Source organism: Roseibium algicola (genome assembly GCF_001999245.1).
Classification (GTDB): domain Bacteria; phylum Pseudomonadota; class Alphaproteobacteria; order Rhizobiales; family Stappiaceae; genus Roseibium; species Roseibium algicola.
This window is the reverse complement of the sequence record NZ_CP019630.1, coordinates 3330692-3344791: the sequence shown is the minus strand read 5'-3', so window position 1 is coordinate 3344791 and position 14100 is coordinate 3330692. Positions and strand designations below refer to the sequence as shown.

The 14100-nt window shown below is 60.0% G+C and carries 12 protein-coding genes; 2 read left to right on the top strand and 10 right to left on the bottom strand.

What is annotated here, in order from left to right:
* Positions 1-78: 78 nt before the first annotated feature.
* The gene (locus B0E33_RS15580; RefSeq protein WP_167579547.1) at positions 79-1800 is read right to left on the bottom strand and encodes a ShlB/FhaC/HecB family hemolysin secretion/activation protein; all 1722 of its coding nucleotides are present in this window, start codon (positions 1798-1800) and stop codon (positions 79-81) included.
* Between the two features lie 14 nt (positions 1801-1814).
* Entirely contained in the window at positions 1815-2957 is a 1143-nt protein-coding gene (locus tag B0E33_RS15575; protein ID WP_077291692.1) for a serine hydrolase domain-containing protein, read from the bottom strand.
* Positions 2958-3307: 350 nt separating this feature from the next.
* On the opposite strand from B0E33_RS15575, the gene B0E33_RS15570 reads away from it, so the two are divergent.
* Positions 3308-6067 carry an AAA family ATPase gene (locus B0E33_RS15570; protein WP_077291691.1) on the top strand — a complete coding sequence of 920 codons (2760 nt, stop codon included), beginning with the start codon at positions 3308-3310 and terminating at the stop codon, positions 6065-6067.
* Positions 6068-6324: 257 nt separating this feature from the next.
* Positions 6325-7095, top strand: coding sequence for an IclR family transcriptional regulator (locus B0E33_RS15565; RefSeq protein ID WP_023003734.1), 771 nt, complete (start codon positions 6325-6327; stop codon positions 7093-7095).
* Positions 7096-7126: 31 nt separating this feature from the next.
* On the opposite strand, the gene B0E33_RS15560 is transcribed toward B0E33_RS15565, so the two are convergent.
* The 8 genes from B0E33_RS15560 to B0E33_RS15525 all read right to left on the bottom strand — a co-directional run bounded on the left by B0E33_RS15560 (position 7127) and on the right by B0E33_RS15525 (position 14100).
* Complete coding sequence (locus B0E33_RS15560) at positions 7127-8632, bottom strand: tripartite tricarboxylate transporter permease (RefSeq protein WP_145903903.1); 1506 nt, start codon at positions 8630-8632, stop codon at positions 7127-7129.
* A 2-nt stretch (positions 8633-8634) separates the two neighbouring features.
* Positions 8635-9075, bottom strand: a complete 441-nt coding sequence (locus B0E33_RS15555; protein ID WP_075284051.1) for a tripartite tricarboxylate transporter TctB family protein — start codon at positions 9073-9075, stop codon at positions 8635-8637.
* A 19-nt stretch (positions 9076-9094) separates the two neighbouring features.
* Entirely contained in the window at positions 9095-9481 is a 387-nt protein-coding gene (locus tag B0E33_RS15550; RefSeq protein WP_077291690.1) for a 5-carboxymethyl-2-hydroxymuconate Delta-isomerase, read from the bottom strand.
* Between the two features lie 76 nt (positions 9482-9557).
* Positions 9558-10529 carry a Bug family tripartite tricarboxylate transporter substrate binding protein gene (locus B0E33_RS15545; protein WP_023003742.1) on the bottom strand — a complete coding sequence of 324 codons (972 nt, stop codon included), beginning with the start codon at positions 10527-10529 and terminating at the stop codon, positions 9558-9560.
* 20 nt (positions 10530-10549) lie between these two features.
* Entirely contained in the window at positions 10550-11437 is an 888-nt protein-coding gene (gene prpB / locus B0E33_RS15540) for a methylisocitrate lyase (protein ID WP_023003744.1), read from the bottom strand.
* A 223-nt stretch (positions 11438-11660) separates the two neighbouring features.
* On the bottom strand, positions 11661-12422 hold the full coding sequence (locus tag B0E33_RS15535; protein WP_077293355.1) for an aldolase/citrate lyase family protein: 762 nt from the start codon (positions 12420-12422) through the stop codon (positions 11661-11663).
* Between the two features lie 5 nt (positions 12423-12427).
* Entirely contained in the window at positions 12428-13228 is an 801-nt protein-coding gene (gene hpaH, locus B0E33_RS15530) for a 2-oxo-hept-4-ene-1,7-dioate hydratase (RefSeq protein WP_077291689.1), read from the bottom strand.
* Complete coding sequence (locus B0E33_RS15525) at positions 13222-14100, bottom strand: fumarylacetoacetate hydrolase family protein (RefSeq protein ID WP_077293353.1); 879 nt, start codon at positions 14098-14100, stop codon at positions 13222-13224. Before B0E33_RS15525 ends, hpaH begins: the two co-directional genes overlap by 7 nt.

Genomic DNA, 14100 nt, shown 5'->3' with positions numbered 1-14100 from the left:
CAGTCTTGCTGTTCGCGCGTGCAGGTCTTTGCAGATGGGTTTCGGCCGGTCCGGCCGGGGCGATACTTTCCGGTGTTGTCAAAGCGCCATCCCCAGCCTGAAGAAAACCCGGGTCCCCGGATCCTCGGCGTTTTCCGGCCGATGCCAGGGTGTGGCGGTGAGAACCTGAAAATTCACCCGGTCGGCAACCATGCCACTGACACCGACACCGGCTGAACCGAGTTCGTCGCGGGCAAAGTCGGCGGCTTCATCCACGTTCCAGACGACGCCATAATCGGCAAAGGCCGTCAGGGTGAGACCGGGAAGCGCAGACCATCCGGTTTCGATGTCGTGACTGACTTCAAACGCCGACGCAAAGCCACTGTCACCGGAGAGGCTGCCGCCATCGAACGCCCAGCCGTAGGGGTCGCCGCCGAGAGCGAACCGGACCGCACCGGGCAGCGGTGTCGGCGAATACTGGCTGGCCGTGCGCAGCTGAAGCCGAGCGATGGACGCCAAATCATATGAGACGCCGAAGTTGAACCGGCCAAAGCGATAGTCGTCCGGGTCAATTTCCATTTCACCTTTGTGGTTCAGGCTCTGCCCCAGTTCGGCTCCAGCGGAAAATGAGGCCGGACCTGCATCAACGTCGTACCTGAGGGACACCGTCGCCCAACGCGCCTGCTCACGGGCAGCCCGCGCGCCCATCACGTCGATCCGGTCGTTCCGAAGATTGATCTCCACCTTGCCGTAAAGGCTCTGGTCGATGGTGCGAATGAGCGGATACTGGAGATGAGCCGAACCGATAACGGTTTCGATGTGGATGTCCTGCTCTTTCAGGTCTGCACCGGGCTTCTGGGTCACATAGGTCAGGTCGTAGCCCGCGGAGAGCCCGTTGAACCCGATTGGAACCGACCGCGAAGCCTGCAGCAGCACCATTTCCTCGGGCGCGTCCGGAACGGTCACCCCAACCAGGCTTGTCGTTTCGAACAACCCGAAGATGTCGTTGACCGTGGCATTTCCGGAAAGTTCCAGCGGACCGACCGTATCTGTTCCAAGGTTGTCGAGACCGACGCCAGCGCTGTATCGGCTGAAATCAACCGCGAGCTTCAGCGTACCGCCACCTGTGGGCGTTTCCGGGCGCACAATTGTTCCCTCGATCTGCAGACCGGCAAGATCGCTCATCAGCAGCAGGACGCGTTCCGCTTCCTTGATCCGAATGGGCCGCATGGAGGTCAGGCGGTTGATATAGGGCGCCAGGCGCTCCCTGATGCGCGGGATGGAACTGGTGATCTCGACGGTTTCAACATAGCCTTCGTAGACCCGGAGCGAGACCGCACCGGACGCAAAGTCCTGCACCGGAACGACGGTCATCGAAAAATAGCCGGCTCTCAAATAGGCGGCATCAACCGCCTCGGCGATCCGGTAGAGATCCGCAAGAGATATGTTCTTGCCGATCTTGCCCTGCCAGATGGCCGCCAGATCGGTGTCCGAAACCGAATGAGCACCGGCAATCGATACCGACCGGAGCGTGAAGCGTACCCTCTCGGCATCTTGTTCTGAAACACGCTTGCGCTGATCCTGCACCGTGATGTCGACCGTGCCCGGCCTTGTAGGCGGCGTGAACCGTTCAATAATGACGGTTTGCCCGGCGACGGCCTGATCCAGCGTTTGAGCCGGTGCAGAATGAGAAAACACCGCGGCCACGAAAGAGACGGCCAGAACCGAAGCAGCCCGAAGCCGAAAGGCAGATTTGGAATTAGCAGCGGCAGCACCGCGCAGGGTTTTTGTTGCCGGGGGAGGCAGCACCTGTCTTGTCACGGACGGCTCCGTTCTTATTCAGCGGTGTTCTGGGGAGCCGTTTCGCCGAGTAACGGAGCGACGGCGTTAAAAATGCGCATGGCAGGCAGCGAGCAGGACAGACCCGAAGCTTCGTCGGCGTCCTGAGCCGCCTTTCCCTCCTCGCAGTCACCGGAAGGCATGTCGCTGTTCGCCTGGACAACAAGGGTCGTGTCGGTCCGCGGGCTATGGAAAACGACCGTGGTGTATCCGGGCACTTCACCCGTGTGGCCGACCCACTCTCCGTTGCACCGAAGCGCCAGGCCGTACCCATCAGGCGGACGGAAGGATCGCAGCCGCGCTTGCTGCATCTCGGTGCCGAGAAGCCCTTGGCCGGACCCAAGGGCTCGGCCGTAGACGAGCAGATCGTCGAGGTTGGAAATCAGCTCCCCCGCTGTCCAGAGCGAAGCCGGGTTCCAGTGTGTGGCAACAAGAGGTGCTTCCGGCGTTGCATCGACGCCCTGAAGGGTAACGCCCTGCGCGTAGGGCTCCGGTAGTTCGGTCCTGCTTCCCGGCCAGACTGTTTTCTCCAGTCCGAGAGGCTCCAGGACCATCTTCCGCAAAGACGTCTCGAAGGGCTGCCCGGTGGTCTTTTCAATGACCATGCCAAGGAGGATCGTGTTCGTGTTGGAATAATCGTATTGCGTTCCCGGCTCGAAGAGCGGCGAATTCTCGACGGCAAAGGTCAGCAGGTCCTCGGGCGAAAACGCGACACCGGGTTGATCGAGAAACAACTCCACAAACCGCTCGGAAGCGGTGTAGCTCGCCACACCGCTGGTCATGTCCGCAAGCTGGCGCAGCGTGATCCTGTCTCCGTTGGGAATTCCCTCGACATAGGCGTCGATCGTGTCATCGAGAGAAAGCCGTCCGGCTTCTGCAAGCTGCAACAGCATTGTTCCGGTAAAGGTCTTCGTCACGGACCCGATGCGCGTGTGCATGCCCGGCTCCATCGGAGTTCCGGTTGCCGGGTCGGCAACGCCGTACCCTTTTTTCCATGTGCCGTGAGGTGTTTGGACACCAACAATGACGCCCGGCGTTTCGGCAAGTGGAAGCGCGGCCAGCACCGCATCATCCAGCTTTTGCGAGAGTGCTGCGGAGAGCGGCGTGCCGGGCCTGGCGTCCCTTGCCGCGGAAGTCATAACCCGGTCAAAATCCTCAACACATATTACGGTCGCTGCGGCGGGGTTAACGCTGCATACCGACATCAGCAGGACCGCAAGCAATTGCACGGCCCGTGCTGTCACCGGGCATGTTGTGACCGATCTTGTCAAACTGGGCTGTCCTCTTTTCCGGTTTCAGACGGGAGATCGCGCTTGCGGCGGGGCATGCCGCAGGGGCGCGTCTCCATGAGGACTGGTGGTAGGGAAATCAGGATGGCAAACAAAGTCGGCAACGGTGCAAAAATGGTATAAGTAGTTCGTCAATCAGTGTAATTCTTCATAGAGGCACGGTCCTCGTGCCTCACCGGAACATCGGAATCTGCGTCCCAGTGCAAAAAGTCGAACTTGATGTTTCTCGCGGTGAACTGCTGCGTGACGGGGAAGTCGTTCGTTTGCGCCCCAAGACTCTCGCCGTGCTGGTCGAGCTGCACGCCCGCGAGGGACAGGTCGTCAGCCAGCAAGAACTGAGGCACCTGATCTGGGGACAGCAGCATGGACGCGAGACCGGTCCAAAGCAGTGTATCCGCGAGCTTAGACGCTTGCTGGGGGACAGCGCCGAAACACCCGGGTTCATCGAAACGGTCGGCAGGCAGGGCTACCGCCTTGTCGGCAAGATCACGGTTCTGAACTCCGGCACGGACACCACCGGAACAGCCCCTCTTTGCGTGGGCCGAACCACGGAACTGCAGTCCCTTGCGGACTGCGCAGCGGCAGTGCGCGCTGGCAAGCGCATTGTGAGCCTTGTCGCCGGGGAAGCCGGATCGGGCAAATCAAGGCTGGTGGAGACATTCGCCGCCACGCTGCCACGCACGGCAGACTTCTGGTCTGCCCGGGGGCAGTGCATTCCCCATCCAGGTGCCCGGGAACCCTATGGCCCACTGATCGAGATCGTGACACAGCTCGCCGAAGGTGCGTCACGAAAACGGGTCTTGCGGCTTCTTGAGGATGTCGCACCGTCCTGGCGAGACCTGCTGCCGCAGCTTCGTTCTGGCCGGGAGCCCGCTCCCCTGCCCACAAGATTGACGGACACGCACCCGGACTCAATGTTGCGGGAGCTGACCGCACTCATGGAGCGTCTCTCTCAGCAGCAGCCCGGTGTCATCATTCTGGAAGACCTGCACTGGGCCGATCAGAGCACGCTGGCATGGCTTCTTTCCTGGGCTCAACGCCGCGCTCCTGCCAGAACCCTTGTGGTTGGAACCTACAGGTTTGATGAACTGGACAAGTCCGGAGATCTTCAAACGACATTGCATTACCTTCAACGTGTTCAGGACTTTAGCCCGATCACGCTGGACGGCCTCGACGAAACAGCCGTGGCGGACCTTCTCAAGCGACGCTTTCCGGACCACAGACTGCCTGCCACCCTTGCCGGCGAGTTGAGGCGAAGAACGGAAGGGCATGCCATCCTGGTCGATGCGATCATCGACCAGTGGCATCGGGACGGGGTCCTGGAGAGTTCCGAAAATCGGCAGCCACCCGAACAGGACATCACTGAAATCGTTTCGGCAATCTCACGCGGAGCCGGAAAATTCATCGCGGGCGAAATCGGCTGGCTGGACCCATATGAGCGGCAGTTACTCGACATTGCCAGCGTTGCCGGAATTCGCTTTTCCGCTGCCATGTTGAGCGATGATCGGTTCGAGGTGGAAAAAGGCGAAGCGGTTCTCGACCGCCTTGCAAGCGTCAGGCGCTTTATTCAACGGGCCGGCGTCATGGTCTGGCCGGACGGCACGCAGGCAACACGCTACGTCTTCCGGCACGCGCTTTATCAGGAGGCTCTTTACGACGCTATTCCGGCAGCAAATCGGCAAGGACTTCACCAACGCATCGGCAGCCGGCTTGAAACCGCGTTCAAATCCCGCACTGGCGAAATCGCGTCCACACTCGCCGATCATTTCGAGCGTGCCGCCGATTGGAAACGTGCTGCCGTCCATCGAGGGCTTGCGGGCCTGACCGCGCTGGAACGCGGCGCAATCACCGATGCGGCCGCCCAGTTCCGGCAGGCGCTTGTCTCCTTCGCCGCCTGCGAGCCTGACCCCGAAACGCACACGGCGGAATGCCGCACGCTACTGGGTCTGGGAGCGGCACTTATCGTCGGGGATCACTTCACCACAGACGAACTTCGGGACGTTTACGAACGCGCCGCGGCACTTGCAGGCCGAACCAATGACCCGACGACAATTGTGCCCGCACTTGCGGGGCTCTGGAACCACCACCTGACCAAGGCAGACCTTGCAGCCGCCGACGAACTTGCCAAGGGTCTCGATGACCTGGCAGAGGATGCACCAGCGCTTTATGCAATGGTGGCCCACAATGCTGTCGGGCAAACACGGTTCTTCCGTGGTGATTTTGCCGCCTGTCTGCCTCATATCAACGCTGTTTGCAGCGCCTCCGACACGAACCACGGCGCAGAGGCATCCGTTCTCTTCGGCGAGGACCCCGGCATCGTCTGCCGCCAGTATGCCGCTTGCGTTCATCAGTTGCTCGGCCAAAGCGAACATGCCGAACGCCTTTATGCCGAAGGCATGACGTTGACGGACACATTGGAGCAGCCTTTCGGTCGAGCGCAGATGCTTTGGGCAGGAGCTCTGATCGCTCGTGAACGTGAAGACCCGGTGCGTGTGCTGGAACGGGCGACAGCCCTGATCGAAACCTGCGAAGCAGCCGCAATTCCATTCTGGCGCCCCTATGGCGACCTGCTGGCCGGGTGGGCGCAGGTCGTGCTTGGGAACGCTTCCGGCCTTCAGCAAATTCACGAAGGTCTGAACGCACAGGCGGCAATGAACGTGACGCTGACCCGTCCTTACGGATTGGCACTCTACGCAGAAGCGACCGGCCGCTGCGGTAACCCGGTCGAAGGGCTGAAGGCACTTGCGTCGGCGTTCAAGATCATCAGGCGTACCGGCGAACGCTGGCATGAAGCGGAGCTCCACCGCCTGTGGGCCTTGCTCTCGGTTCAGACCGGCCGAACCCGAAACGCTTCATCTGCACTTCGCCGTGCAATCAGGTTTGCACGAACCCAAAACGCCGTGACTTACGAAAAACGTGCGCAAGACCTTCTGGACCGGATTGCAGGTCAACTGACCTGAGAAGCACTCCTCCAACCCGCGTCCGGATAGGACTTCAGCCCGCATCTCCAGCCGTTCAACAGGCTTCTAGGTCACCCCATTCCGACTTGGAGACACAGTGGCAACATCGGATCCGGAAACGAGGCCTTTAGCCATGCCAATAAATTCCCGAATGCCCTTCATTTCAATGGACCCGTGTGCCCTCATGCAATACCACTCTACTAGGACATTCGGTCGAATTAGATTTTAAACACATACGATTATAGAGACTTACGAGGATGACTGCAGGAACACAAAGCATCGACCGCGCAGCGATGCTGCTCGATCTTGTCGCGGGTGGACATCCCGACGGTGTTCCCTTTGCGGACATACTCGCAAAGTCCGGCCTGACCCGGCCGACCGCCCGGCGGGTACTGCAAGCGCTTATCGAACATGGCTTCGTCGACCAGGATGCGGAAAACCGCCGCTTTTTCCTCGGCTCCAGAATTTACGAACTGGGTCTGCTGGTCTTCCCAGCCTATGACCTGCAAGATGTTTGCAAACCGGAACTCGAACGTCTGGTCGAGGTAACGGGCGACACCGTTTTCCTCAATCGTGTCGTCGGTGACAAGATGACCTGCATTGCCCGGGAAAGCGGCGCGTTTCCCGTGAAGGCCTTTGTTCTGGACGTCGGGGTTCATCGCCCGATCGGGCTGGGCGCCGGTGGCATGGCTGTCCTTGCCGCCCTTCCGCCTGCAAAAGCCGAAGCGATTCTGGACAGAAACACCGGCGACCTCAAGGAGTTCTCCGGTGGCGTCACGAAAATCCGTGAAATGGTCGAACTGGCAAGAGAGACCGGCTACATCGACAGGGTGTCGGACGTTGGCGTCAGAACCGTCGCCATGGCAATCCGCGACAGTGCCGGCACACCCTTTGCGTCAATCAGCGTTTCCAGCATCATGGCGCGCATGACCGGCGAGCACCTGCAATCGGTACTCGCCATCATGGGGGAGGAAGTCGCGAAGATCAGCGCCAAGCTGTCGAAGATGCGACCGATAGGAAGAGCCTGATCCGGCCGCGCCTTCCGATTGACCGAGGCTGTTAATCGGCAACGGGATTTTCGGTTTTACGCTTGATCCGCGACCAGAGCAGGTTGAGCAGCGGCAGCACGATGATCAGGATCGTGATGCAGTGGATCGCGATGGCCGTGCTGGATCCGAGAAGATAACCGAAGTCTCCTCCTGAAATCATCAAGGCGCGGCGCAGGTGCTCCTCGAGCATCGGCCCCAGAACGAACCCGATGAGCAGCGGTGCGGGGGAATAGTCGTAAAATCGCAGGATCGCCCCGATAACCCCCATCAACAACACGGCCCAGACGTCGAAGGTGGAATTTGCCACGCCGAAGACGCCAGTGCAGATCAGTGCAATGATCACGGGAAACAGGAACCGTCTCGGCACGGCAACCAGTCGCGCCCAGACCCCGATCAGCGGTACGTTCAACACCAGCAGCAACACGTTGCCGATCCAGAAACTGGCGACCAGACCCCAGAACAGGTCCGGGTGATCGACCACCAGCTGTGGTCCGGGTGCGATGCCGTGGATCATCAAGGCGCCCAGGATGATCGCCATCGTGGGCGTTCCGGGAATACCGAGCGTCATGGTCGGAATGAAGGCCGTCTGGGCGGCAGCGTTGTTGGCAGCCTCAGGTGCGGCGATCCCGTTGATCCGTCCAGTGCCGAATTCTTCCTTCTTGCCCCCCACGGACCGTTCCAGCGAATAGGCCAGAAAAGAGGAAATCGTGGGCCCTGCACCGGGCAATGGCCCCAGGATGCCACCAACGGAGGCTCCGCGAAGGATCGAGAACTTGATGCTCTTGAGTTTGCCGAATGCGAGAAACATGGAGCGGGCGGAAATGGCGATCGGTTTCCTGTCACCCTGGTCATCCCTCAGCTTGTTGATGACCTCCGGGATGCCGAACAGGCCCATGGCAACGGCGACGATCGACAGCCCGTCGAGAAGGTTTGCATAGCCCATGTCGAACCGGGCAACACCGCTGTTGAGGTCAAGGCCGATGCTGCCCAGCAGCATGCCGATGAAGACCATCGCAACGCCCTTGAGCGCCGAGCCGCCCACTGCAACCGATCCGGCAACGAGCCCCAGCAGCAAGGTCGCGAAATACTCAGCCGGTCCGAAGGAGAGCGAGAACTTCACGATCAACGGCGACAGGAAGACCATGGCCAGAATGCCGAAAGTGCCGCCACTCAGCGAGGAGATCTGCGCTGTCAGCAGGGCAAGACCAGCCTCGCCCCTTTTCGCCATCGGGTAACCGTCCAGCGTTGTGATCGCATTGGAAGCCGTGCCCGGCAGATTTAGAAGGATCGATGCGATGGAGCCACCATATTCGGCTCCGTAATAGACACCGGCCAGCATGATGACCGCGGTCGTCGGCTCCAGATAGAAGGTGACCGGCAGCAGGATCGAGATCGCCGCGATCGCGCCGATACCTGGAAGAACACCGACGATATTGCCCAGCAGAACACCTGCGAAACAATAAAAGAGATTTACCGGATGCAGTGCGACCGTAAACCCTGAGAGGAAATCCATCATGATCAGAACCCGGGGAAAAGCCTGAGAGGCATGCCGAGGCCCAGAACGAATGTGAGCCACAGGAAGGCAGAAACGCCGATGGAGAGCAGCACCGTTTCCAGCCATTTCATGCGCGGAATGACGAGCGCCAGCACCGAAATCGCACACAAGGTGGTGAGTGCGATGCCGAGCCGTTCGATCAGCAGAGCGTAGAGTGCGATGGAGGCAACGACCCCGCAGAGACCGAGCCAGGGGAATTGCCTTGGAAGGGTGACGTCACGAACGACGTTGACGACCGCGATCAGCAATCCGAAGACAATCGTCAAGGCACTCAAGACGACCGGGAACATTCCCGGCCCCATGTTGCGCGGCACGCCCATGTCGAGATCGCGGGAAGCGTAGAGGAAAATTGCGCCTACGAGCGCGACCAGCAGCCCGTCCTGAGCCTTGAAGAGAGCCTTCATCCCATCCTCCAGAAAACCGTCAGCTGGCTTTCAAGTGTTTGTGCAGGTTGTTCATCTTGTAACTGTAAGCACTCGGGATCTCTTGCATTTCCATTGCGTATGCAACCCGGGCACGGTCAGCGAGAGGCTTCAGATGCGACGAAGTCCGATCAAAGATCAAGTCTGCCGCCTCCTGTTTGGTCTGCGCATCCCTGCCTTCACCGATACGAAGGGACAAGTGGACGAACCCGTTGTCCGGGTTCATGTCACCGACCAGGCAATCGTCAATGCGGGTGATGCGGATGCGGATACCCGCGATCGGGAAGATACCGGCTTCCGTCATGGCGGCGTGGACACAGCGACCGAAAGTTTCGACCTCGGTCTGATCTGCAATATTACCGGAGTATTCGATCCAGGCGTGCGGCATGGTTCCATCCTTGAAAGGGCGAGCCGAAGCTCGCCCGGTAGGTTCAATTGTTGCGAAATGGAAGCTCAGGGAAAGGTCACTTCGGCTCGATGCCGGCGTCCTTGATTTCCTGGCCCCACAGGTCGACCTCGGAGGCGATGAATTCTGTCGTCGCCGCAGAATCCAGGCCACGCCGGGACGGCGTTACACCGATGCTTTCGAGTTTCGCCTGCACGTCCGGATTGGCAATGGTCTTGTTGAAGGCATCGCTCAGAACGTCCAGACGCTCCTGGGGGACACCAGCCGGAGCAACGACACTGTACCACCCAACCACGTTGAAACCGTCGAAGCCGAGTTCGTCTGCCGTTGGTGTGTCGGGCAGCGCGGCGTAACGGTCCGTGCTCGTGACGAGGATCGGCTTCAGGGCACCGCTCTCAACATGCGGCAGGACCGAAACAGGACTGCTGATCATCGCATTCACACGGCCGGCCAGGATATCGGAAATTGCATCTCCGGACCCTGAGTAGGGAATATTGGTGAAGCTGAGATCCGCCTGCCGGGCCAGCAAACGCGCTGCCAGAAGCGCCGCGCTGCCTCCGTTTGCCATGGTCAGGTTTTCCGTGGCGGCCGCGGCAAAGCCTTCATAGTCGGAGATTTCGGAATCCCCCGGCACCGTGACCACATAGGGCGACTCGGAGATCACCGCGATCCCCGAGAAGTCTTCTTTCGAGTTGTAGGTCGCCGACTTGAAAAGCGACGGGTTCAGCGCAAGCGTCGCCTGGATACCGAACAGAATGGTATACCCGTCAGCCTCTGCCTGTTTCGCCAGAAGCGTGCCGACCGTTCCGGACGCACCCGGACGGTTTTCGACGACGACAGGCTGCCCCAGGTACTCCTTCATGTTGTCGGCAACAATCCGGGCCGTAGTGTCTGTCCCCCCTCCAGGCGAATACGGCACAATCAGGCGGACCGGCTTCTCCGGAAACGCGTCCTGCGCGATAACCGGAGCCGCCACTGTGAGCGCCAAGGCGCCCGCTGCGATTGACAACAAAGTTCTCTTGGTGAGCATTCTTTCCTCCCTTTGCTCAATTACTTCCGACTTTGGAACAACTCGTCGATCTTCCTTTCGTAGTCGTGGTAGTTCAGGAAGTCGTAGAGTTCCTCGCGCTTCTGCATGATATCCAGCACACCGGTCGCCGATCCGACCTCACGAATATGCTTGTAAACCTTCAGGGCTGCCGCGTTCATTGCGCGATTCGCAGACAAGGGGTAGAGCGCCGCTGAAACACCGACGCTGCGCAGCTCGTCCAGAGTGAAGTTCGGCGTCTTGGAAAACTCGGTAATGTTGGCGAGAACCGGATAGGGCGTGTCGAGCGCATCGACGAAAGCCTTGTACTGCGACAACTCCGTGCAGGCTTCTGCGAAGATCATGTCGGCGCCAGCCTCGACGTAGGCACAGGCCCGGTCGATCGCACCGTTCAGGCCCTCGATGGCCAGCGCATCCGTGCGGGCAACAATGAAGAACTGATCGTCGGTCTTTGCATCCACGGCGGCCTTGACGCGGTCAACCATCTCCTGCTTGGAAACGATCTCCTTGCCCGGACGGTGACCGCACCGCTTGAGCTGAACCTGATCTTCCATGTGCATGGCACCGGCGCCGTCCTTGATCAGGCCGCGCACAAGGCGCGCGATGGTGAAGGCACCCCCGAAGCCGGTATCGACATCAACCAGTACCGGCAGACTGCTTGCATCCGTAACGCGGCGGAGATCCGTCAGCACGTCACTCAGGTTCGTGATGCCGAGATCGGGAAGCCCGTAGGATGCGTTCGCAACGCCTGCACCGGCAAGATAAAGAGCCTTGTAGCCCACGCGCTCTGCCATCATCGCCGTGTAGGCATTGATCGACCCCATGACCTGAAGCGGATTTTCTTCCTTCAAGGCCTGCCGGAACCGTGCGCCTGCCGAAAGTGTCGTCATTATGAACCTCTCATTTTTGACTGATCATAATATGATCATTTTTTGAAGTCTTTATTTGATAAAGATCATATTATGGCTTTTTTCAAAGTCAATACGTTATTTCCCGATGATTTCGAGCCGCCTCAGCCGCAGAAAACAGCCAAAAACAAAGGCCCGCCGCGCTTCCGCGCAACGGGCCTGCGTGTTCATAATATGGACACACCCGGCCGTAACCGGGAAATGATCAGGGAAACGCCTGCCTCAACTCCGCAAGACCGCGGGCAAAGACACCAACATCAGCCCCAACGGCCAGAAACTCGACACCCATGAGCGCATAACGATGCGCAAGTTCACGATTGGACGTCAGGATACCGGCAGGCTTTCCCGCGGCCCTGATCCGCGAAAGGGCCTCAACCACGACCGCCTGTACCGGAGCCGCGTCGGGCTTGCCGACATAGCCCATGTCCGCGGCCAGATCCGCTGGCCCGACAAAGACGCCATCGACACCTTCAACCGCCAGTATCTCGTCCAGCGCATCGATGCCCTTGCAGCTTTCGACCTGCACAAGCAGACACACCTGCTTGTTTGCCGTGTGCAGATAGTCGGTGATGCGACCATAGTCCGACGCCCTTGCCAGGGCCGCGCCGACACCGCGCGCGCCCTCCGGCGGATAACGGACCGAACCCACGGCTTCCTGCGCCTCCGCCGCCGTTTCGATCATCGGCACCAGAATTGTCTGCGCCCCTATATCCAGCATCTGCTTGATCAGGGCACGGTCATTCTCACGGACGCGAACCACCGGATGGCTGCTGCCGGAGAGAACCCGCAGCTGCGCCATGATTTCGGCAAGCCCGTTCGGTCCGTGTTCGGCATCGATGACGAGCCAGTCAAAGCCAGCGCCTGCGCAAATTTCCGCGGCGCCGGGATGTGCCAGCGCCATCCAAAGGCCAATCTGGGTCTCCGGCTTTGCAAGCCGCGCCTTGAAGAGGTTTTTCGCTAAGGTCATCACGATCACGCAAATCTGGTGGAGACGGCGCCAAACGGTCCGAAGTCGGCCCGGATCGCCGTGCCGGGTGGACATTCGATGGGGCCGATAAACGATCCCGTCAGGACGATCTGGCCGGGTTCGATGCGGTGGCCGTAGCTCGCCATCCGCCGGGCAAGCCAGACGAGCCCCATCACGGGGTCGTTCAAGACAGCCGCACCAAGACCGGTGGCCATGACCTCACCATCCTGTTCGACGATAGCCCCAACCCAGCGAAGATCCACGTCGCCGGGGTCATGCCGTTGAGCTCCCAGAACCACGCCCGCATTGGCGGCATTGTCCGCCACGGTGTCGAAGATGCGCCGGCGCGTTCCCGTCTCCGGATCAGCACGCAAGATGCGGGTGTCCAGGATTTCAAGCGCGGGGCTGACATAATCCGTCGCCGCGATCACATCTTCACGGGACACGTTGCCATCGATTGGCGCCTTCATCACAAACGCTATCTCGGCTTCCACGCGCGGTTCGATAAATCGGCCGCGTGGCACCTGCCCGCCATCAGGGAACAGCATGTCGTCATAAAGCACGCCCGAATCCGGCGTATCGATACCGAGTGCGTTCTGCATAACCTTGGATGTCAGGCCGATTTTCCACCCCAGGATGCGCCGCCCGACTGCCAGTTTGGTCGCAAGTTGCGCCCCCTGTATGGCATAGGCATCATCCAGCGAGATGTCCGGGTAACGCACGCTGAGAAGGCCAGTCTGTTGCCGGGTCGCTTCCGCTTCCAGAAGTTCGGCCGCCACGTCCTGCACCTGCGCGGCACTCAGCATTTTTCGTCCTCAATGCCGTTGCGCAGGATACCGATGCCTTCGGCTTCGACTTCCACAATATCACCCGGCTTCAACCAGCAAGGGGGCTCCATCCTTGCGCCGGCACCTGTCGGAGTGCCACAGACCAGAATGTCGCCAGGCATCAGCTGTGCAAATGTCGAGACGTAATTGACGATATAGGGGAAGTCGAAAATCATTCTCGACGTCCTGTCCTGCTGGCGAACCTCACCGTTGACCCGGGTTACAAGAGCAACATCCTGCAATTGGGCCGGGGAATGCAGCGGGACGAGAGCCGGGCCGATGCTGCCGGTCCTTTCCCAGTTCTTGCCCTGCGTCACGTTGAATTTCGCATGGCGCGTCCAGTCGCGGATCGTTCCCTCGTTGCAAAGGGTAATCGCGGCAATATGGTCGAATGCCGTCTCGCGCGGAATGCGACGGCCGGCTTTTCCGATGACGATCGCAATCTCGCCTTCATAATCAAGCTGATCGCTTTCCGGTGGCCGGATCAGTGGCTGGCCATGACCGGTGAACCCGCTCGCAAACCGCGGAAAAAGAGACGGCCGCATCTGTTGTGCCTGGCCATCCTTGTACTCTGCGTTCCTGTCCGGGTAGTTCACCCCGACGCAGATGATCTTCTGGGGAGCGGCGATCGGAATCTGGAAGGCGACATCTGCCGCGCGATAGCTCACCGGACGCCCCTCGCCGGCCTTGACCAGTTCCGGCAGGGCGCCGGCGGCAACAACGTCCAGAAGATTGCTGAACCGGGCTTCCAGATTGTCGGTCACGTCCACCAGATCATCGCCTGTCAGGACGCCATAACGCAGGGCGCCTTCTGCCCGAAACGCTGCAATGGCTGGCTCATATGCCGTCAT